Raw genomic sequence first — 16748 nt, 5'->3', positions numbered from 1 at the left:
AGACAATACATTAAATTTCCAATTTGCACTTGGGAAAAATATTTTCACCTACGAGCCTGTGTCCAGACCTATTTTTTTTGCTGTCGTAATTTGGACCAATATGCCTGCCGCTTGGATAATTCCCGCTCAAAACCACGATCCTTGGGTTGATAAAATTCCATCCGCTCCAGCCCGTCAGGGAAATAATCCTGCCCAGAAAAACCATCCTGTGCATCATGATCATACTGATAGCCTTTGCCGTAACCGATTTCTTTCATCATCTTGGTCGGCGCATTCAAAATATGTTTAGGCGGCATCAGGGATCCAGTTTGTTTCGCTGCCGCCCGTGCCTGTTTATAAGCCGTATAAGCCGCATTGGATTTTGGTGCAGTACCCAAGTAGATCAAGGCTTGAGCCAAGGCAAGTTCCCCTTCCGGGCTTCCCAAACGTTCATAAGTTTCCCACGCCTGCAACGCCTGTGTCATCGCATTGGGATCAGCCAGACCGATATCTTCCACGGCAAAACGCAACATGCGCCTGGCGATATATTTGGGATCTTCCCCACCATCGAGCATGCGTGAAAACCAATAAAGTGCCGCATCCGTATCAGACCCACGCAAGGATTTATGCAAGGCGGAAATCAGATTGTAATGACCTTCCTGCGACTTGTCATAAATGGGCATGCGCTTTTGCACCACTTGGGACAAGGCCGCCATATCCAACACAGGCTCATCCGGCAGTTCAAACACCGCCTCCACCATATTCAGCAGATAACGCCCATCGCCATCGGCCATGGCCCGCAAGGACGCACGGGCTTGCTCATCCACGGGCAGTTTGCGATTTTTCTCAGCTTCGGCACGCCCTAACAACCCTTCCAATGCATCATCGGACAGGCGATTAAGCACCATGACTCGACAACGTGACATCAAAGCCGCATTTAATTCGAATGACGGATTCTCCGTTGTCGCCCCGACCAGAATGACCGTGCCGTCTTCGACATAAGGCAGGAAACCATCTTGTTGCGCCCGGTTAAAGCGATGGATTTCGTCAATAAACAGCAAGGTCCCCTGCCCGCCTTCACGGCGCGCACGTGCTTCCTTAAACACCCGTTTTAAATCCGGCACACCGGAAAAGATCGCCGATAAGGGTTCGAAATAAAGGTCCGTCTTATCAGCCAGCAAACGCGCTACCGTCGTCTTGCCACAACCCGGTGGCCCCCATAAGATCATGGAGGTCAATCGCCCGCCATTGCGCACCATACGCCCAATGGAGCCCTCTTCATCCAGCAGATGGTCTTGCCCAATAACCTCTTCCAAGGTTTGGGGGCGTAGACTATCGGCTAAGGGCCGGGGGGCCTGATCTTCAAAAAGTGAGGTCATCCGCGAAACTGAAGCTCTTGTCGTTTACCATTTCGGATAATACCAATGCGCCAATCGCCTTTGCGCCCTTCCATACGTTGCAGCACCCATTTCAGGTCTTTGACGGTTTTAACTTCGATACCATTCACCCCGGTGATGCGATCACGAATACGAAAGCCCAAACGGTTCACCGTACTGCCGCGCACCATTTTATAAATGGCAACCCCCTTATCCATTACATTCCAGCCCTGTTCATCATTAAAGGCTGGTGACAGGTTGACAACCACAGCCCCATCAAAGGGGTGATAGCCTTTCAAGCGGGTTTCACTGCGACGCGGCACTTCTGGGGGCGGCAAGGCTTCAAAGTTCAACGTCTTGCGACTGCCATGGCGCAAGATTTCAAAACGCGATGTGTCCCCCAAAGATAGCGTGGCAAGGCGGAATTGCAGGGCCTTGGGTTCATCCACCACATGCCCATCAATTTTTAAAATAATATCACCGCGTTGCAAGCCAGCCTCATCCGCAGGACCACCGCGATAGACCTCATCAATCAACACGCCTGTGGGACGCTCCAGATTAAAACTATCGGCCAAATCCTGTGTAATCGGCTGACCACTGGCCCCCAACCACGGGCGCACCACCTTGCCTGTTTTTGAGACACCTGAAATGACCGATCGCACCATATTGACCGGAATGGCAAAACCAATGCCATTGGACCCACCGCCCTTGGAATAGATCGCAGAATTCACCCCAATCAACCGCCCATTCATATCCACCAAGGCTCCACCGGAATTCCCCGGATTAATCGCCGCGTCGGTCTGAATGAAAAAGCTGTAATCCGTGATGCCAACTTGTGTACGCGCTAACGCAGAAACAATCCCGCTGGTCACCGTTTGGCCCACACCAAAAGGATTACCAATGGCAAGTACCAGATCACCGACTTCCAATCCATCCGAATCACCAAGGGGTAATGTGGGCAGAACAACACCATCGGTTTGAACCTGCAAGATCGCCAGGTCAGTACGTTCATCCGAAGCCACCAGCTTGGCTTCAAATTCACGGCGATCATTGAGCACCACCTTGATGTCTTCTGCCCCTTCAATCACATGATGGTTTGTCACCACGACACCGCTGGATTCGACAATGACACCGGAGCCCAGTGAATTCTGAACTTTTTTCTTACGTCCCCCCTGAGGTACCCCGCGAAACGCATCCCCAAAGAAACGACGAAAAAACGGATCGTTAAACAGTGGCGAGGTCGAACGCGTACGCACCGTCTTGCTGGTATAGATATTCACCACAGCCGGGGCAGCAGATTTCACCAAAGGTGCGTAAGAAAGTTGCGTCTCCAATCGAGAAGACGGGATGGTTTTGATTTCAGCCTGCGCCGTATTGATCAGGAAGAAAGAAAGGAAGAAAATTCTCAAGAACATGATTGTCTCGTCGTCCTCGCGAAAGCGGGGACCTCTTTAACGTTGAATAAAGGTCCCCGCTTTCGCGAGGACGACACATAGATATATTTGCGCTGAACATAGACTTCGCGCAAGCCCAAACAACAAAAAAGGCGGCTACCATCGGGCAGCCGCCTTTTCATGTGGTGTGTGAACACTCACTTATACAGCTTCAGCAGCCTCTGCAGCTTCCTGTTCTGCTTCTACGCGAGCTTTATCAGCAGCGCCTTTGGCATCAACATCGCGCTCAACCAGCTCGATGAAAGCCATCGGTGCGGCATCGCCGTAACGGAAACCAGCTTTGAGAACACGTGTGTAGCCACCGTTACGCTCAGCATAACGAGAACCCAGTGTATCAAACAGTTTCTTAACAGCAGCTTCGTCACGAAGCGCAGCAATCGCTTGGCGACGTGCATGCAGATCGCCACGTTTGCCCAGAGTAATCATTTTCTCAACGTAAGAACGCAGTTCTTTCGCTTTTGGCAAAGTGGTTTTGATTTGCTCGTGAGTGATCAGAGCAACCGCCATGTTCGCAAACAGCGCGCGGCGGTGTGATTTAGTACGGTTAAGTTTGCGACCAGATAGACGGTGACGCATAGCGGTATCTCCTCTTCAGGTTCGTTCTGGCAAGACCAGAGACGATAAGTAAAACTTTCCGCCACGCCCTTACCCTAATGACTAAGGGCGGGAACGAAAAGGCTGGACCAACGTGGCCCGAGGTAATCTTTCAGCTTAACGCTTGGATGATCAGAACGGATCTTCCAGACGCTTTGCCAGATCTTCGATATTTTCCGGCGGCCAGCCGTCAACGTCCATCCCCAGTGAAAGTTCCATACCACCGAGAACTTCTTTGATCTCGTTAAGGGACTTACGACCGAAGTTCGGCGTACGCAACATTTCTGCTTCGGTTTTCTGTACCAGATCGCCGATGTAGATGATGTTGTCGTTTTTGAGACAGTTGGCAGAACGAACGGACAGTTCCAGCTCGTCCACTTTGCGCAGGAGGTTCTTGTTGAACGGAAGATCGTCTTCTTTCTTCTCCGGCAGAGCCACTTCCGGCTCGTCGAAGTTGATGAAGAGTTGCAACTGGTCTTGCAGGATACGCCCTGCCAGAGCCACCGCATCTTCCGGTGTTACAGAACCATCTGTTGTCACAGTCAAAGACAGTTTGTCATAGTCTGTTACGCGGCCAACACGTGTGTTGTCGACTTTGTAAGAAACTTTCTTCACCGGAGAGAAGATCGCATCAACAGGGATCAAACCGATCGGAGAATCGTCCGGACGGTTTTGAACCGCAGGAACATAGCCCTTACCTGTATCAACAGTAAATTCGATCTTCAATTTGGCATCTGCATCCAAGTGGCAGAGAACCAGATCCGGATCCATGACTTCAATGTCGCCTGGGCACTCGATCATACCGGCAGTCACAGGACCGGGGCCAGTTGCTTCGAGATGCATCTTCTTCGCGCCTTCGCTTTCACAGCGAAGTGCAATGTTCTTAACGTTAAGAACAATGTCAGTTACGTCTTCACGGACACCCGCTACAGACGAAAACTCGTGCAAAACACCATCAATCTGAATTGCTGTAACTGCAGCACCCTGCAAAGATGACAGCAAAACACGACGGATCGCGTTACCAAGAGTCAGACCAAATCCACGCTCCAGCGGTTCAGCAACGATAACAGCCGTACGGCCATCATCTTCGCCAGATTTAACTTCAAGCTTGGATGGTTTAATGAGTTCTTGCCAATTCTTTTGAATCACAACCCTGACCTCACACAAGTGTAAAAAAATTTGCGAATCCAATCTGAGGGCCATTCAAGCCAAAAACCGATACCCATCAAACGGTACCGGTTATTGGCGTAAGAAAAACCCGATTGAACAGGCGACTTAAACGCGACGACGTTTGCGCGGACGGCAACCGTTGTGCGGAATAGGTGTCACGTCTTTGATAGAAGTAATCGTGAAACCAACAGCATTCAGCGCACGCAGTGCTGATTCACGCCCTGAACCAGGACCTTTCACCAGAACTTCAAGTGTCTTCATGCCATGTTCCATCGCTTTTTTGCCTGCATCTTCCGCAGCAATCTGTGCAGCATAAGGTGTGGACTTACGAGAGCCCTTAAAACCTTGTGCCCCAGCAGAAGACCAGGAAATTGCATTACCCTGTGCATCAGCAATGGTGATGATCGTGTTGTTAAACGTTGCGTTTACGTGGGCAATACCGGAAACGATATTCTTGCGCTCACGACGACGCGGAGTTTGTCTGCTAGCTTTTGCCATAATTCAACAATCCTATGAATTATTTCTTCTTACCCGCGATCGGGCGTGCAGGCCCTTTGCGAGTACGTGCGTTACACTTGGTACGTTGACCACGTACAGGAAGGCCCTTACGGTGGCGCAGGCCACGGTAAGATTTCAAGTCTAACAGACGTTTAATGTTCATTGCCACTTCACGACGAAGGTCACCTTCAACCGTGTAGTCAGCATCAATCGTTTCACGAATTTTAACGACGTCGTCGTCAGACAATTCGTTTACACGCTTTTCAGACGGAATGCCTACTTTCGCACAGATTTCCTGTGACTTAGCCGGGCCGATTCCGTGGATATACGTAAGTGCAATAACTACTCGCTTTTGAGTAGGAATGTTCACACCTGCAATACGCGCCAAAGCGGTTCTCCTCACACCAAAAATAAAAAAGGTAAGTAAAAAAACTTACCGGAAACCAAGGGGCGGCATTATAGAAAGAAATCCCTTTCTGTCAAGCCCCTCTTTTCCCATACAATAATTAACCCAAGATTGCCTTGAGTTGACTTGTTACTTCGTCGATGTCAGCCATGCCATCGACTTTCTTCAACATCCCTTTCGCATCATAGTGAGATGCGATCGGTGCTGTTTGCTCGCGGTAAGCAACCAGACGGGAACGAACGGTTTCTTCGTTATCATCAGCGCGACGCGTAAATTCAGTTGCACCACACTTGTCACAAACGCCTTCTTTCGCAGGCTTTTGGAACTCGTCATGATAACCTTGGCCACATTTCGCACAGGTGTAACGACCAGTAATACGACCAACCAGCACTTCTTCGTCAACTTCCATTTCGATGACGCTGTCCAGCTTTTGACCTTTTTCTTCCAACATGGAATCAAGGGCTTCTGCTTGGGCAGTTGTGCGTGGGAAACCATCCAGGATGTAACCTTTTGCGCAGTCGTCTTGATCGACACGGCTGGAGATCATGGAAATGATCAGCTCGTCAGTTACGAGGTTACCCGCTTCCATCACAGCTTTCAGCTCTTTGCCGAGATCGCTACCGCTTGCCACTTCCGCACGCAGCATGTCGCCCGTGGAAAGTTGTACAATACCGTAAGCTTCTTCAAGACGTTTGGCTTGAGTACCTTTACCAGCACCCGGAGCACCTAACAAAATCAGTTTCATCCTCTTTTTCCCCTAAGTTTAGACTTCTTAATCAGACCTTCATACTGGTGTGCCAGAAGATGCGAATGCACCTGGCCCACCGTATCCATGGTCACGGTGACAACGATCAGCAAGCTTGTTCCACCGAAGTAGAAAGGCACCTGCCATTTCGAAATCAGAATTTCAGGTAACAGACAGACAGCAGACAGATAAGCTGCACCGATGACTGTCAAACGACTTGTAATCTTATCAAGATATTCAGCCGTGTTTTTACCTGGGCGAATGCCCGGAACATAACCACCATTTTTACGCAGGTTTTCCGCAGTCTCTGTCGGGTTGAAAACAACCGATGTATAGAAGAATGCGAAGAACACGATCATGGCAATGTACAGCGCAATATACAAAGGCTGCCCATGGCCCAACCATGCTGCGACAGTTTGCAACCATTCTGGCCCCTGCCCTGCGGTCATAGAGATCACAGTTGTTGGGAGTAATAGAAGCGAACTTGCAAAGATTGGCGGAATTACACCAGCGGTGTTGATTTTCAAAGGCATATGGGAAGATTCGCCCCCATATACTTTGTTACCACGTTGACGTTTCGGATACTGGATCACGACGCGACGTTGTGCACGTTCAACATACACGATGAACATGATAACAGCGACACTCATCACCAACAGGAAGACGATCAACAGAACAGACAGTGCGCCTGTACGACCGAGTTCCAATGTCCCTGCAAGGGCACTTGGCAAGTTTGCCACGATCCCAGCAAAGATAATCAGTGAAATACCGTTACCGATACCACGCGCTGTAATTTGTTCACCCAGCCACATCAGGAAGATTGTACCGCCAACCAGTGTAATCACTGTAGCAGCCCGGAAGAAATAGCCCGGATCAATAACCGCACTCCCAGCACTGGATGTCATCCCTTCCAGACCAACGGCAATACCGTAAGCTTGGAGTGATGCAATCAGAACCGTCAGGTAACGGGTATATTGCGTAATCTTCTTGCGCCCACTTTCACCTTCCTTCTTCATGGCTTCCAGGCTTGGCGAAACCGCCGTCCCCAGTTGCATGATGATAGAAGCCGAAATGTACGGCATGATGTTCAGTGCGAAAATGGTCATACGACCCAACGCACCACCGGCAAACATATCAAACATTCCCAGAATGCCACCTGCATTCTGCGTGAAAATATCACGCAGAATAACAGGGTCGATCCCCGGAATTGGAATATAAGCGCCAATGCGATAAACGATCAAAGCCCCTAACGTAAACCAGATTCGCTTTTTCAGCTCCTCTGCTTTCGCGATTGAACCGAAGTTCATGTTAGCGGCTAATTGTTCTGCGGCAGATGCCATAACGGTCCCCTGGACTTAATACTTGGTCCGAAAATCGAAGTCGGTTTATTCAGCAGCGTCAACGCTTACAGAACCACCAGCCTTTTCAACGGCAGCGATTGCAGAAGCAGAAGCACTGTTAACTTCAACCTTAACCTTAGCAGTGATCTCACCTTTATTAAGGAGACGAACGCCGTCCTTAATACGGTTCACCAGGCCAGCAGCCTTGAGAACCTCGATGTTGACAGTATCACCGTCTTTGATTTTACCAGCATCAACCGCTTTTTGAATGCGACCGACGTTAACAACAGCGTATTCCTTGCGGAAGATGTTGTTAAAGCCACGCTTCGGCAAGCGACGATACAGCGGCATTTGACCGCCTTCAAAGCCTACAGCAACCGTGTTGCGGGCTTTTTGACCTTTTTGACCACGCGTAGATGTTTTGCCTTTGCCCGAACCGATACCACGGCCCACACGCATGCGAGACTTTCTAGCGCCATCATTGTCACGAAGCTCATTGAGTTTCATGTTTCAAAATCCTTTAAAGTTTCTCGTAATTTATCGAAAAAGAGGAAGGTGTGAAATCACACCTTACTCAACGATTTTCACGAGATGCTGAACTTTAGCAATCATGCCACGAACAGAAGGAGTATCTTCCAGTTCAGAAACACGATTGATCTTGTTCAAACCAAGGCCAACCAGCGTTGCGCGCTGATCGTTTCTGCGACCGATCGGGCTACCGACCTGTTGCACTTTAACGGTTTTCTTATCAGCCATGTCTCATTACTCCTTTGCAGCAGCAGCGGCAGCAGCACTAGAGTCGCGACGAGCAACGATTTCACCAACTTTCTTACCACGCTTGGAAGCAATGGAACGCGGAGAATAAGAATTCTTCAGCGCATCAAAAGTTGCCTTAATCATGTTCTGCGGGTTCTGTGTACCCTGAGACTTCGCAACAACGTCTTGTACGCCCATTGTTTCGAAAACTGCACGCATCGGGCCACCGGCGATGATACCAGTACCAGACGGTGCAGCACGCAGGATAACTTTACCTGCGCCGAAGTGACCCTTCACATCATGGTGAAGTGTACGACCTTCGCGAAGCGGAACGCGGATCATGTTACGTTTAGCTTGATCGGTTGCCTTACGGATAGCTTCCGGAACCTCACGTGCTTTACCCGTGCCGAAACCGACACGACCACGACCATCACCAACGACGACCATAGCAGCAAATGAGAAACGACGGCCACCTTTGACCACCTTAGCGACACGGTTAATGCCGACGAGCTTATCGATCAGGTCAGAATCTTGTTCCTGAGCCTTATCTTTGCCACGGCCTTTACCGCGAGAGTTTTCTTTAGGATTACGTGCCATATCTCATTCTTCCTTTAGAACGACAGACCAGCTTCACGAGCCGCGTCAGCCAAAGCTTTCACACGCCCATGATAGCGGTAGCCACCACGATCGAAGACGACATCCTTGATACCGGCAGCGACAGCGCGCTCAGCAACCAAAGCACCCACCTTAGAAGCGGCATCTTTGTCTGCACCAGTTTTCAAGCTTCCTTTAAGATCTTTCTCAATGGAAGATGCTGCAACCAGCGTAACGCCCTGGGCGTCGTCGATGATTTGAGCATAGATGTGTTTGCTGGAACGGAAAACCGACAGACGCGGACGACCAGTAGCGCGTTGGCGGATTTGGTAACGTACGCGGGATTTGCGACGTTCCTGAAGTTGTTTTGAACTTAACATTACTTCTTCTTCCCTTCCTTACGAAGGATGTACTCACCCTTGTAACGTACACCTTTACCTTTGTAAGGTTCCGGCGGACGATACCCACGGATTTCAGCAGCGATCTGACCGACCTTCTGTTTATCCGCGCCAGAGATCGTGATCTCTGTTTGTGAAGGACAAGCAATCTTCAGGTCAGACGGAATCGGCACGATTACGTCATGGGAGAAACCCAGTTGTAGTTCCAGGTTGGAACCCTTAACGGCGGCACGATAACCGACGCCTTGGATTTCCAGTTCCTTGGAGAAACCTTCGTTCACACCAATGACCAGATTGTTGATACGTGTGCGGGCTGTTGCCCACATTTGACGGGCACGACGGGAATCGTTTTTCGGTGCAACAACAACTTTGCCGTCTTCTTGAGAAACAGCAACTTCGTCCATTACAGTGAAAGTCAACTCACCGTTCTTACCTTTAGCGACAACATCTTGACCGTTTACAGTCACAGTAACGCCAGAAGGTACTTCTACAGGGTGCTTACCAATACGTGACATAGTATGCTCCCTCCTTAGAAGACCGTGCAGAGGATCTCGCCGCCAACGTTGGCGTCACGAGCTTCTGCATCAGACATTACACCGCGTGGTGTAGTCAAAATGGAAATACCCAGGCCATTGAAAACCTTCGGCAAATCGCTAACGCCAGAATACACACGGCGACCCGGTGTAGACACACGCTTGATTTGAGAGATGACAGGCTTGCCATCGTAGTATTTCAGTTCAATACGCAGTTCATCAAAGCCGGCATCGCCAGTTACTTTTTCAAAACCACGAATGTAACCTTCCCGTTTCAATACTTCCAGAACGTTCGCACGAAGCTTGGACGCCGGCGCATTTACAGCGCTTTTGTTTGCTTGTTGACCGTTACGGATACGGGTCAGCATATCCCCTAAGGGATCTGACATAGACATGATCGTATCTCCTTACCAGCTCGACTTAACCACACCAGGCAAGCTACCGATTGAAGCCAGGTCGCGGAATTTAATACGACACATTTTGAACTTACGGTAGTTGCCGCGCGGGCGGCCGGTTACTTCACAACGTAGACGAACGCGGCTTGCAGACGCATCGCGCGGCATAGCGTTCAGTTTAAACTGAGCAGCCATACGCTCTTCGCCCGGAAGGTCACGGTTCATGATGATCGCTTTCAACTCAGCGCGCTTTTGAGCGTATTTCGCTACTTTACGTTCGCGCTTTTTGTTTTTATCGATAGCACTTGCTTTAGCCATAACTAAATATCCTTCTATCGTTACTTCGCGAACGGCATGTCGAATTTAGCCAACAAAGAGCGTGCTTCGTCGTCAGTATTCGCCGTTGTGCAGATTACGATGTCCATACCACGGATTGCGTCTACTTTATCGTAGTCGATTTCCGGGAATACGATTTGTTCTTTGATCCCCATGGCGTAGTTACCACGACCATCGAAAGACTTGCCATTCAGACCACGGAAGTCACGAACACGCGGAAGAGCGATATTCACCAGGCGATCCATGAATTCGAACATTTGGTTACGACGCAGCGTAACTTTTGCCCCAACCACTTGACCTTCACGCAGCTTGAAGCCGGCGATGGATTTAGTCGCTTTGGTTTTAATCGCTTTCTGGCCAGTGATTGCTTCAAGTTCAGCAACCGCTGCTTCGATTTTCTTCTTGTCCTGGGCAGCTTCACCCACACCCATGTTTACGACGATTTTCTCGAGTTTCGGGATCTGCATTTCATTTGCATAACCGAACTCTTCTTTCATCTCACCACGGATTTTAGAATTATATACTTCTTTAAGACGAGCCATTATCCAATCCCTTAGCTGTCGATGACTTCGCCAGAAAGTTTCGCAACGCGTACTTTCTTGCCGTCTTCGAGAGTTTTGAAGCCAACGCGAGTTGCTTTGCCTTCTTTAGGATCAACAATCGCAATGTTGGACAGAGCAATTGCGGCTTCTTTTTCAACGATACCGCCGGCTTGGAACTGGGTCGGCTTCGTGTGGCGCTTCACCATATTGATGCCTTGCACTACAGCTTTGGCAGCAGATGGGTTTACGCTGAGGACTTCGCCTTGCTTGCCCTTGTCTTTACCGGTCAGAACGATAACGTTATCGCCCTTTTTAATCTTGGCTGCCATATCAGAGCACCTCCGGAGCTAGGGAGACGATCTTCATATAGTTACGAGAGCGAAGCTCACGTGTAACTGGGCCAAAGATACGTGTACCGATAGGTTCGCCGTTTTTGTTGATCAAAACAGCAGCGTTCTTATCGAAACGAATTACAGAGCCATCAGGGCGACGGATGTCCTTGGCTGTGCGAACGATAACGGCGCGATGCACGTCACCTTTTTTCACACGACCGCGCGGAATAGCTTCTTTAACGGAAACGACGATAACGTCGCCCACAGAAGCCCAACGGCGCTTGGAACCACCGAGAACCTTGATGCACTGCACTCGGCGTGCACCGGAGTTATCCGCCACGTCCAAGTTGGTTTGCATCTGAATCATAGAATTTTCCCTTATCTAGATCCTTGGTCACGAAATTAAGGAAGCCTAAATACTTAGGCTTCCCTATTCATCAGACATACAAGTAACACTTTTATGTCATGAGGTCCGGATACCTAATCTCTTAGGACCCAAGAGTCAAGACTTATCAGCGATACATGCTGTCTAAAAAAGAGGAAGCCTAACGGCTTAGGCTTCCTCGATAACCACTTCCCAAGTTTTATTCTTGGAAATAGGTTTGGTTTCCACAATTTTCACTGCGTCACCAATTTTGAACTGATTGTTCTCGTCGTGCGCGGCATACTTCTTAGAGCGCTTGATGAACTTTTTGTAGAGCGGGTGCATAAAGCGGCGTTCTACTTTCACCACAACAGTCTTTTCTTGTTTGTCGCTAACAACAACGCCTTGGAGGATACGTTTAGGCATCACTTTGCTCCTTAGGCTTTTTCGCCGATGACCGTCTTAATACGTGCGATATCGCGACGTACCTGACGGACACGAGCTGTGTTTTCCAATTGACCGCTGGCTGCCTGGAAGCGCAGGTTAAACGCTTCTTTACGCAGTTTCAGCAGCTCATCCTTCAGCTCGTCAGAGCTTTTGGAACGGATTTCTGCAGCCTTCATCTTACTCTCCTTCACCCAAACGGGTTACGAAGCGAGTGCGTACCGGCAACTTGGCAGAAGCCAATTCCATAGCGCGACGCGCTACATCCTGCGGAACACCTTCGATTTCAAACATGATACGGCCCGGCTTTACCTTACAAGCCCAGAATTCCGGTGAACCTTTACCTTTACCCATACGGACTTCAGCAGGTTTTTTGGAAACAGGCACGTCAGGGAAGATACGGATCCATACACGACCTGTACGTTTCATGTGACGGGTCATAGCACGACGCGCAGCTTCGATTTGACGAGACGTAACACGCTCAGGAGTCAAAGCTTTCAAGCCATAAGTCCCGAAGTTCAAAGTAGAACCGCCCTTCGCATTGCCTTTAATACGGCCTTTATGCTGTTTGCGGAACTTTGTACGTTTTGGCAATAACATGATTAACCTCTCCCTTAGCGAGCCTGAGCCGGCTGCGCATCAGCAGACAGTTTTTCAACTGCCATCGGATCGTGTTCCATGATTTCGCCTTTGAAGATCCAGACTTTCACACCACACGCACCATAAGTCGTGTGACCTGTAGAAGTCCCGTAATCAACGTTTGCACGCAGTGTGTGCAGCGGAACACGGCCTTCACGATACCATTCAGTACGCGCGATCTCAGCACCGCCCAGACGGCCGGAACAGTTGATACGAATACCGAGTGCACCAAGGCGCATAGCAGACTGAACAGAACGTTTCATCGCACGACGGAAAGAAACACGACGTTCCAGCTGTTGAGCAATAGAGTCAGCAACCAGTTGTGCGTCCAATTCCGGCTTGCGGATTTCAACGATGTTCAAACGAACGTCATTGCCAGTCATTTTAGACAGACGCTGACGCAGTTTTTCGATGTCTTGGCCTTTTTTGCCGATTACAACACCCGGACGAGCCGTGTGAATTGTAATGCGAGCACGCTTTGCCGGACGTTCGATGACAACCTTCGCAACACCTGCCTGTGCGAGTTCTTTTTTGATCAACTCACGCAGTTCAAGGTCTTGGTGCAGTTTGCCAGCATAATCGCCTTTATCAGCGTACCAACGGGATTCCCATGTACGGTTGATCCCGAGGCGCAGACCAATCGGGTTTACCTTCTGACCCATTATGCTGTCTCCTCACGTTCACGCAAAATGATGCGCATGTTTGACCAAGGTTTCATGATTTTGCCAACACGGCCACGAGCACGTGCTTTCCAGCGTTTCATGACCATAGCACGACCTACAGAGGCTTCTGCGACAAACAGGTTGTCAACGTCGAGCTGGTGGTTGTTCTCAGCGTTTGCAATAGCAGATTCCAGAACCGCCTTAACGTCTTTAGCGACACGACGTTTGGAAAATGCCAGTTCTGCAACCGCAGAAGAAGCGCTTTTGCCACGGATAGAGGCACAGACCAGGTTCAGCTTTTGCGGGCTGACACGGATCATTTTGGCGCGAGCCATTGCCTCGTTATCGGCAAGGCGACGATCTGCCTTTTTCTTACCCATAACTTACTTCCTTTTGGCTTTCTTGTCGGCTGCGTGACCATAATAGGTACGAGTCGGTGAGAATTCACCAAACTTGTGACCGATCATGTCTTCTGTCACCAAAACCGGGATAAATTTGTTACCGTTGTAGACACCAAATGTGAGGCCTACAAATTGCGGCAGGATAGTGGAACGACGCGACCATGTCTTAATGACATCATTGCGACCGGACTCACGCGCCTTCTCTGCTTTAGTAAGCAGATAGCCGTCAACAAACGGTCCTTTCCATACGGAACGAGCCATGAGCCGACCTCCTATTTCTTATGACGGCTGCGCATAATCAACGCGTCCGTCTTCTTGTTGCTACGAGTGCGCTTACCCTTAGTCGGTTTACCCCAAGGTGTAACCGGATGACGGCCACCAGAGGTGCGACCTTCACCACCACCATGTGGGTGATCGACAGGGTTCATTGCCACACCACGGACAGATGGGCGTTTGCCCAACCAACGGCTACGACCGGCTTTACCGAGCTTAGCGTTTTGGTTGTCCGGGTTGGAAACAGCGCCGATAGTTGCCATGCACTCACCACGGACCAGGCGAACCTCGCCAGAACCGAGACGAAGCTGAGCGTAACCCTGGTCTTTACCAACGAGCTGAACGTAAGTACCGGCAGAACGTGCGATCTGAGCACCCTTACCAGGCTTCATTTCGACGTTATGAATGATGGTACCAACCGGAATGTTTGCCAAAGGCATAGCATTACCCGGTTTTACGTCCACGCGCTCGCCAGCAACAACAGTGTCGCCAACTTGCAGACGTTGCGGTGCGATGATGTAAGACAGTTCCCCGTCTTCGTAGCGGATAAGAGCAATAAAGGCTGTACGGTTAGGATCGTACTCAAGACGCTCTACTGTAGCCGGAACATCAAATTTCGCATTACGTTTAAAGTCGATGAAGCGATAACGACGCTTATGACCACCACCGATACGGCGAGATGTAATACGACCTGTGTTGTTACGACCGCCGCTCTTACGCAGGCCCTCAGTCAATGCTTTGACCGGTTTGCCTTTGTACAGATCGGAACGATCTACCAGAACCAAGCTACGCTGGCCCGGAGTCGTCGGTTTGAATTTTTTCAAAGCCATGGTTTAGACCCCCGTCGTCACATCGATAGACTCACCTTCGGCAAGTGTCACGATTGCTTTTTTGACATCGGAACGACGACCCATGCGGCCACGGAAACGTTTGGCTTTACCTTTAGTAATAATGGTATTAACCGCAGTAACCTTCACACCAAACACATTCTCAACCGCTTTGCGAACTTCAATTTTGTTCGCATCCATCGGTACACGGAATGTTACCTGGTTGTGTTCTGACAGCAGTGTCGCTTTCTCGGTGATAACCGGAGAACGCAGCAATTCAAACTCACGTTCTTTAGAAACGGTTACTTTGCTTGCAAGATATTTTGTCATGACAAGCGCTCCACCAATTTTTCGACTGCACCTTTGGTCAGAACCAATTTGTCAGCACGCAGAATGTCGTAAACGTTAGCACCTTGGCTCGGCAACGCATCAATACCAGGAATGTTGGCAATGGCGTTTTGGAAGTTGGCATCAACGTCGGTTGCATCGATAAACAAAGCAGAAGTCAGCTCCAGAGCTTTCAGCTTAGCAGCAGCTTCTTTTGTTTTCGGGGCATCCAGCTTGGCTTCGTCAACAACGATCAGAGAACCGCCAGCTGCTTTTGAAGACAGCGCGCATTTCAGACCGAGCTTGCGAACTTTTTTGTTCAGGTTGTGTGCGTAAGAACGAACAACCGGACCATGAACAGTCGCACCGCCACGCATCTGGGTGACACCTTTAAAGCCCTGACGAGCGTTACCAGTACCCTTTTGCTTGAACGGTTTCGTTTTCACGATAGCCAGCTCACCACGAGTTTTTACTTTGTGTGTACCAGCTTGGCGACGAGCCAACTGCCAGTTTACCACACGGTGAAGAATGTCAGCACGCGGCTCAACGCCAAAGATAGCGTCGTCCAGCTCAATATCGCCGACTTTCTTATTTTCAAGACTAATTACGTCGCACTTCATGCCACTTATTCCTCAGTCGTCTCAGCTTCAGCTTCGGCCGGAGCCTCTGCTGCTGCTGGCGCAGACTTCACAGCTGCCGGGAACGGAAGACCTTCAGGTGCCGGACGCTTAACAGCATCTTTCACCAGAACGTAACCACCCTTGGCACCGGGCAGACCGCCCTTAACCATGATAAGACCACGCTCGCCATCTGTGGCGACGATTTCGAGATTCTGAACAGTCACACGCGCAGCACCCATATGACCCGCCATCTTCTTACCTTTGAAGACGCGGCCAGGGTCCTGACATTGACCGGTGGAACCGTGAGAACGGTGTGAGATTGATACACCGTGAGAAGCACGAAGACCGCCAAAGTTGTGACGTTTCATGCCCCCTGCAAAGCCTTTACCGATGGACGTGCCTGTTACATCAACAGACTGACCAACGACGAAGTGTTCTGCAGAGAGTTCCGCACCCACTTCGATAAGACCTTCAGGCTCCACGCGGAATTCTGCCAGTTTGGCTTTTGGCTCCACCTTGTTAGCGGCGAAGTGCCCGCGCATGGGCTTGCTCACGTTCTTGACCTTGGCGCTACCAAATCCGAGCTGCACTGCTGTGTAGCCATCCTTGTCTTCGGTACGCTGCGCTACTACCTGAGTATCAACCTTCAATACTGTTACGCCAACATGGTTGCCGTCTTCAGCAAAGACACGGGTCATACCCAATTTTTGCGCGATGAGACCAGATCGCATCTGCCCTAATCC

28 protein-coding genes are annotated in these 16748 nt (G+C 49.9%); all 28 read right to left on the bottom strand.

Annotated features, from left to right (window positions below; genetic code table 11):
- Positions 1-68 precede the first annotated feature (68 nt).
- The gene (locus tag E4K71_RS05375) at positions 69-1358 is read right to left on the bottom strand and encodes a replication-associated recombination protein A (RefSeq protein WP_135077495.1); all 1290 of its coding nucleotides are present in this window, start codon (positions 1356-1358) and stop codon (positions 69-71) included.
- Entirely contained in the window at positions 1355-2770 is a 1416-nt protein-coding gene (locus E4K71_RS05370; protein ID WP_135077493.1) for a DegQ family serine endoprotease, read from the bottom strand. The genes E4K71_RS05375 and E4K71_RS05370 overlap by 4 nt, the downstream gene beginning before the upstream one ends.
- A 180-nt stretch (positions 2771-2950) precedes the next feature.
- Positions 2951-3385 carry a 50S ribosomal protein L17 gene (gene rplQ / locus E4K71_RS05365; protein WP_135077491.1) on the bottom strand — a complete coding sequence of 145 codons (435 nt, stop codon included), beginning with the start codon at positions 3383-3385 and terminating at the stop codon, positions 2951-2953.
- A gap of 150 nt (positions 3386-3535) precedes the next feature.
- Positions 3536-4606, bottom strand: coding sequence for a DNA-directed RNA polymerase subunit alpha (locus E4K71_RS05360; protein ID WP_135077489.1), 1071 nt, complete (start codon positions 4604-4606; stop codon positions 3536-3538).
- Between the two features lie 72 nt (positions 4607-4678).
- The gene (rpsK, locus tag E4K71_RS05355) at positions 4679-5071 is read right to left on the bottom strand and encodes a 30S ribosomal protein S11 (RefSeq protein WP_135077487.1); all 393 of its coding nucleotides are present in this window, start codon (positions 5069-5071) and stop codon (positions 4679-4681) included.
- Positions 5072-5090: 19 nt separating this feature from the next.
- Positions 5091-5459, bottom strand: a complete 369-nt coding sequence (rpsM, locus tag E4K71_RS05350) for a 30S ribosomal protein S13 (RefSeq protein WP_135081983.1) — start codon at positions 5457-5459, stop codon at positions 5091-5093.
- Between the two features lie 118 nt (positions 5460-5577).
- Positions 5578-6222 (bottom strand): adenylate kinase, encoded by a 645-nt coding sequence (locus E4K71_RS05345; protein ID WP_135077485.1) that lies wholly within the window; start codon positions 6220-6222, stop codon positions 5578-5580.
- On the bottom strand, positions 6219-7562 hold the full coding sequence (gene secY, locus E4K71_RS05340; RefSeq protein ID WP_135077483.1) for a preprotein translocase subunit SecY: 1344 nt from the start codon (positions 7560-7562) through the stop codon (positions 6219-6221). The genes E4K71_RS05345 and secY overlap by 4 nt, the downstream gene beginning before the upstream one ends.
- 45 nt (positions 7563-7607) lie before the next feature.
- Positions 7608-8069 (bottom strand): 50S ribosomal protein L15, encoded by a 462-nt coding sequence (gene rplO / locus E4K71_RS05335; protein ID WP_135077481.1) that lies wholly within the window; start codon positions 8067-8069, stop codon positions 7608-7610.
- A 63-nt stretch (positions 8070-8132) separates the two neighbouring features.
- Positions 8133-8318 carry a 50S ribosomal protein L30 gene (gene rpmD / locus E4K71_RS05330; RefSeq protein ID WP_135077479.1) on the bottom strand — a complete coding sequence of 62 codons (186 nt, stop codon included), beginning with the start codon at positions 8316-8318 and terminating at the stop codon, positions 8133-8135.
- Between the two features lie 6 nt (positions 8319-8324).
- Positions 8325-8915, bottom strand: a complete 591-nt coding sequence (gene rpsE / locus E4K71_RS05325; protein ID WP_135077477.1) for a 30S ribosomal protein S5 — start codon at positions 8913-8915, stop codon at positions 8325-8327.
- 14 nt (positions 8916-8929) lie between these two features.
- Positions 8930-9292 carry a 50S ribosomal protein L18 gene (rplR, locus tag E4K71_RS05320; RefSeq protein ID WP_135077475.1) on the bottom strand — a complete coding sequence of 121 codons (363 nt, stop codon included), beginning with the start codon at positions 9290-9292 and terminating at the stop codon, positions 8930-8932.
- The gene (gene rplF / locus E4K71_RS05315) at positions 9292-9825 is read right to left on the bottom strand and encodes a 50S ribosomal protein L6 (RefSeq protein WP_135077473.1); all 534 of its coding nucleotides are present in this window, start codon (positions 9823-9825) and stop codon (positions 9292-9294) included. The genes rplR and rplF overlap by 1 nt, the downstream gene beginning before the upstream one ends.
- A gap of 14 nt (positions 9826-9839) precedes the next feature.
- The gene (gene rpsH / locus E4K71_RS05310; protein WP_135077471.1) at positions 9840-10238 is read right to left on the bottom strand and encodes a 30S ribosomal protein S8; all 399 of its coding nucleotides are present in this window, start codon (positions 10236-10238) and stop codon (positions 9840-9842) included.
- A gap of 12 nt (positions 10239-10250) precedes the next feature.
- Entirely contained in the window at positions 10251-10556 is a 306-nt protein-coding gene (rpsN, locus tag E4K71_RS05305) for a 30S ribosomal protein S14 (RefSeq protein WP_135077468.1), read from the bottom strand.
- A 20-nt stretch (positions 10557-10576) separates the two neighbouring features.
- Positions 10577-11116 (bottom strand): 50S ribosomal protein L5, encoded by a 540-nt coding sequence (gene rplE, locus E4K71_RS05300; protein WP_135077466.1) that lies wholly within the window; start codon positions 11114-11116, stop codon positions 10577-10579.
- 11 nt (positions 11117-11127) lie between these two features.
- The gene (gene rplX / locus E4K71_RS05295; RefSeq protein WP_135077464.1) at positions 11128-11445 is read right to left on the bottom strand and encodes a 50S ribosomal protein L24; all 318 of its coding nucleotides are present in this window, start codon (positions 11443-11445) and stop codon (positions 11128-11130) included.
- Between the two features lies 1 nt (position 11446).
- A complete protein-coding gene (gene rplN / locus E4K71_RS05290) occupies positions 11447-11815 on the bottom strand; it encodes a 50S ribosomal protein L14 (protein ID WP_135077462.1) in 369 nt (122 codons plus the stop codon).
- A gap of 186 nt (positions 11816-12001) precedes the next feature.
- On the bottom strand, positions 12002-12238 hold the full coding sequence (gene rpsQ / locus E4K71_RS05285; RefSeq protein WP_135077460.1) for a 30S ribosomal protein S17: 237 nt from the start codon (positions 12236-12238) through the stop codon (positions 12002-12004).
- Positions 12239-12249: 11 nt separating this feature from the next.
- Positions 12250-12435 (bottom strand): 50S ribosomal protein L29, encoded by a 186-nt coding sequence (rpmC, locus tag E4K71_RS05280; protein ID WP_135077458.1) that lies wholly within the window; start codon positions 12433-12435, stop codon positions 12250-12252.
- Position 12436: 1 nt separating this feature from the next.
- Positions 12437-12856: a 50S ribosomal protein L16 gene (rplP, locus tag E4K71_RS05275; RefSeq protein ID WP_135077456.1), complete on the bottom strand. Its 420-nt coding sequence runs from the start codon at positions 12854-12856 to the stop codon at positions 12437-12439.
- A gap of 14 nt (positions 12857-12870) precedes the next feature.
- On the bottom strand, positions 12871-13557 hold the full coding sequence (gene rpsC / locus E4K71_RS05270; protein ID WP_135077454.1) for a 30S ribosomal protein S3: 687 nt from the start codon (positions 13555-13557) through the stop codon (positions 12871-12873).
- Positions 13557-13937, bottom strand: a complete 381-nt coding sequence (gene rplV / locus E4K71_RS05265; RefSeq protein ID WP_135077452.1) for a 50S ribosomal protein L22 — start codon at positions 13935-13937, stop codon at positions 13557-13559. Before rplV ends, rpsC begins: the two co-directional genes overlap by 1 nt.
- Positions 13938-13940: 3 nt before the next feature.
- Positions 13941-14219 carry a 30S ribosomal protein S19 gene (gene rpsS, locus E4K71_RS05260; RefSeq protein WP_069185982.1) on the bottom strand — a complete coding sequence of 93 codons (279 nt, stop codon included), beginning with the start codon at positions 14217-14219 and terminating at the stop codon, positions 13941-13943.
- Between the two features lie 11 nt (positions 14220-14230).
- A complete protein-coding gene (gene rplB / locus E4K71_RS05255) occupies positions 14231-15061 on the bottom strand; it encodes a 50S ribosomal protein L2 (protein WP_135077450.1) in 831 nt (276 codons plus the stop codon).
- 3 nt (positions 15062-15064) lie between these two features.
- Entirely contained in the window at positions 15065-15388 is a 324-nt protein-coding gene (locus E4K71_RS05250; RefSeq protein ID WP_135077448.1) for a 50S ribosomal protein L23, read from the bottom strand.
- Positions 15385-16005 (bottom strand): 50S ribosomal protein L4, encoded by a 621-nt coding sequence (rplD, locus tag E4K71_RS05245; RefSeq protein ID WP_135077446.1) that lies wholly within the window; start codon positions 16003-16005, stop codon positions 15385-15387. Before rplD ends, E4K71_RS05250 begins: the two co-directional genes overlap by 4 nt.
- Positions 16006-16010: 5 nt before the next feature.
- On the bottom strand, positions 16011-16736 hold the full coding sequence (rplC, locus tag E4K71_RS05240; RefSeq protein ID WP_135077444.1) for a 50S ribosomal protein L3: 726 nt from the start codon (positions 16734-16736) through the stop codon (positions 16011-16013).
- Positions 16737-16748 lie beyond the last annotated feature (12 nt).

The sequence above is a fragment of the Terasakiella sp. SH-1 genome (assembly GCF_004564135.1).
GTDB lineage: Bacteria > Pseudomonadota > Alphaproteobacteria > Rhodospirillales > Terasakiellaceae > Terasakiella.
The sequence above is the reverse complement of the archived record's forward strand: the minus strand, read 5'-3'. Positions and strand labels throughout refer to the sequence as shown.

Excerpts from the sequence above, each read along its gene's own strand:
- E4K71_RS05375 (WP_135077495.1), bottom strand. The coding sequence starts at position 1,358 with ATGACCTCACTTTTTGAAGATCAGGCCCCCCGGCCCTTAGCCGATAGT.
- E4K71_RS05370 (WP_135077493.1), bottom strand. The coding sequence starts at position 2,770 with ATGTTCTTGAGAATTTTCTTCCTTTCTTTCTTCCTGATCAATACGGCG.
- rplQ (WP_135077491.1), bottom strand. The coding sequence starts at position 3,385 with ATGCGTCACCGTCTATCTGGTCGCAAACTTAACCGTACTAAATCACAC.
- E4K71_RS05360 (WP_135077489.1), bottom strand. The coding sequence starts at position 4,606 with ATGGCCCTCAGATTGGATTCGCAAATTTTTTTACACTTGTGTGAGGTC.
- rpsK (WP_135077487.1), bottom strand. The coding sequence starts at position 5,071 with ATGGCAAAAGCTAGCAGACAAACTCCGCGTCGTCGTGAGCGCAAGAAT.
- E4K71_RS05345 (WP_135077485.1), bottom strand. The coding sequence starts at position 6,222 with ATGAAACTGATTTTGTTAGGTGCTCCGGGTGCTGGTAAAGGTACTCAA.
- secY (WP_135077483.1), bottom strand. The coding sequence starts at position 7,562 with ATGGCATCTGCCGCAGAACAATTAGCCGCTAACATGAACTTCGGTTCA.
- rplO (WP_135077481.1), bottom strand. The coding sequence starts at position 8,069 with ATGAAACTCAATGAGCTTCGTGACAATGATGGCGCTAGAAAGTCTCGC.
- rpmD (WP_135077479.1), bottom strand. The coding sequence starts at position 8,318 with ATGGCTGATAAGAAAACCGTTAAAGTGCAACAGGTCGGTAGCCCGATC.
- rpsE (WP_135077477.1), bottom strand. The coding sequence starts at position 8,915 with ATGGCACGTAATCCTAAAGAAAACTCTCGCGGTAAAGGCCGTGGCAAA.
- rplR (WP_135077475.1), bottom strand. The coding sequence starts at position 9,292 with ATGTTAAGTTCAAAACAACTTCAGGAACGTCGCAAATCCCGCGTACGT.
- rplF (WP_135077473.1), bottom strand. The coding sequence starts at position 9,825 with ATGTCACGTATTGGTAAGCACCCTGTAGAAGTACCTTCTGGCGTTACT.
- rpsH (WP_135077471.1), bottom strand. The coding sequence starts at position 10,238 with ATGTCTATGTCAGATCCCTTAGGGGATATGCTGACCCGTATCCGTAAC.
- rpsN (WP_135077468.1), bottom strand. The coding sequence starts at position 10,556 with ATGGCTAAAGCAAGTGCTATCGATAAAAACAAAAAGCGCGAACGTAAA.
- rplE (WP_135077466.1), bottom strand. The coding sequence starts at position 11,116 with ATGGCTCGTCTTAAAGAAGTATATAATTCTAAAATCCGTGGTGAGATG.
- rplX (WP_135077464.1), bottom strand. The coding sequence starts at position 11,445 with ATGGCAGCCAAGATTAAAAAGGGCGATAACGTTATCGTTCTGACCGGT.
- rplN (WP_135077462.1), bottom strand. The coding sequence starts at position 11,815 with ATGATTCAGATGCAAACCAACTTGGACGTGGCGGATAACTCCGGTGCA.
- rpsQ (WP_135077460.1), bottom strand. The coding sequence starts at position 12,238 with ATGCCTAAACGTATCCTCCAAGGCGTTGTTGTTAGCGACAAACAAGAA.
- rpmC (WP_135077458.1), bottom strand. The coding sequence starts at position 12,435 with ATGAAGGCTGCAGAAATCCGTTCCAAAAGCTCTGACGAGCTGAAGGAT.
- rplP (WP_135077456.1), bottom strand. The coding sequence starts at position 12,856 with ATGTTATTGCCAAAACGTACAAAGTTCCGCAAACAGCATAAAGGCCGT.
- rpsC (WP_135077454.1), bottom strand. The coding sequence starts at position 13,557 with ATGGGTCAGAAGGTAAACCCGATTGGTCTGCGCCTCGGGATCAACCGT.
- rplV (WP_135077452.1), bottom strand. The coding sequence starts at position 13,937 with ATGGGTAAGAAAAAGGCAGATCGTCGCCTTGCCGATAACGAGGCAATG.
- rpsS (WP_069185982.1), bottom strand. The coding sequence starts at position 14,219 with ATGGCTCGTTCCGTATGGAAAGGACCGTTTGTTGACGGCTATCTGCTT.
- rplB (WP_135077450.1), bottom strand. The coding sequence starts at position 15,061 with ATGGCTTTGAAAAAATTCAAACCGACGACTCCGGGCCAGCGTAGCTTG.
- E4K71_RS05250 (WP_135077448.1), bottom strand. The coding sequence starts at position 15,388 with ATGACAAAATATCTTGCAAGCAAAGTAACCGTTTCTAAAGAACGTGAG.
- rplD (WP_135077446.1), bottom strand. The coding sequence starts at position 16,005 with ATGAAGTGCGACGTAATTAGTCTTGAAAATAAGAAAGTCGGCGATATT.
- rplC (WP_135077444.1), bottom strand. The coding sequence starts at position 16,736 with ATGCGATCTGGTCTCATCGCGCAAAAATTGGGTATGACCCGTGTCTTT.